At 34.3% G+C, this 1,001-nt stretch carries 3 protein-coding genes; all 3 read right to left on the bottom strand.

Annotated elements, in window-relative coordinates:
* Positions 1 to 126 precede the first annotated feature (126 nt).
* Positions 127 to 435 carry a HigA family addiction module antitoxin gene (locus tag ACIR310F_RS0100405; RefSeq protein ID WP_028082116.1) on the bottom strand — a complete coding sequence of 103 codons (309 nt, stop codon included), beginning with the start codon at positions 433 to 435 and terminating at the stop codon, positions 127 to 129.
* A gap of 11 nt (positions 436 to 446) precedes the next feature.
* Positions 447 to 728: a type II toxin-antitoxin system RelE/ParE family toxin gene (locus ACIR310F_RS0100400; protein ID WP_028082115.1), complete on the bottom strand. Its 282-nt coding sequence runs from the start codon at positions 726 to 728 to the stop codon at positions 447 to 449.
* Positions 729 to 818: 90 nt separating this feature from the next.
* Complete coding sequence (locus ACIR310F_RS27200) at positions 819 to 947, bottom strand: hypothetical protein (protein ID WP_269208325.1); 129 nt, start codon at positions 945 to 947, stop codon at positions 819 to 821.
* Positions 948 to 1,001 lie beyond the last annotated feature (54 nt).

The raw sequence follows: 1,001 nt of genomic DNA, 5'->3' as shown, positions 1-1,001 counted from the left end.
GTTGGGTGAGATGATGTGAACAAATACAGGGGTTTTGGGTTGTAATTTGGTGTTATTAATGGTGGGTATTGTTGGTTTTCCTTGAGTCAACCCAACCTACTCACTAAAAAATGCAGGGTATTTATGTTAATCTGTCGCTAGTAAGGAATAAGGAATAATTTGATTTAAAATTTCTCCTAAATTTCTTTTTGCTTCCATTATTTCATAAGCATTTTGCAATCTTAAAAAATAACCATCTGAAAGTCTAAAATAGCGACAAAGACGCAAATCTATATCTGCTGTCATTTTCAGTTTACCTGTAATAATTCCTTGAATAGTAAGATCAGTCAAACCTAAGTTAACAGCTAAATCATTTTCGCTAATGTCTAATTCTTCTAAAAATTCATATTTTAAAATTTCACCTGGATGGGGATTATGTAGTAAGTTGTTGTCCATGATATTTTCTCCTAATGGTAATCCACTATTTCTACATTATAAGCATTTCCATTTTCCCACATAAAACATATCCGCCATTGCTTTGTAATACGGATACTGTATTGTCCTATTCTATCTCCAGAAAGGGCTTCTAAGCGATTTCCAGGGGGGATACGCAAGTCATCTAAATTAGCTGATGCTTCTAGTTGTCGCAATTTGCGTAATGCTCGTTCTTGAATGTCTGCTGGTAATTTTCTTGAACTTACCCCCTGCCATATTTTTTCGGTTTCTTTACAACTAAAGGAAACAATCATTACTTTTAATTATTTATTGTCATTAATCATATTACTTGAAATTTCATAGCGTTTTTTTTGGAGGTCTTTTTTTAATTTAATATATCACTGCTAATTTGCACCTTGACGTATATCTTCCCAGTCTTGTGCTGTCATTTCTGTTGCATTTCCTGAGTTTAATCCTTCTAAAGGCATGGTTTGTAGTCGTTCGTTTGCTCTGTGTTTTTGGTCTTGTCGCACTAATTCCCGAAAATATTCACGCTTCGCTGCTGTAACCTCTTTGCGCTACTTTTC

The organism is Dolichospermum circinale AWQC310F (assembly GCF_000426925.1).
Classification (GTDB): domain Bacteria; phylum Cyanobacteriota; class Cyanobacteriia; order Cyanobacteriales; family Nostocaceae; genus Dolichospermum; species Dolichospermum circinale.
This window is presented reverse-complemented; position numbering and strand designations above follow the sequence as displayed.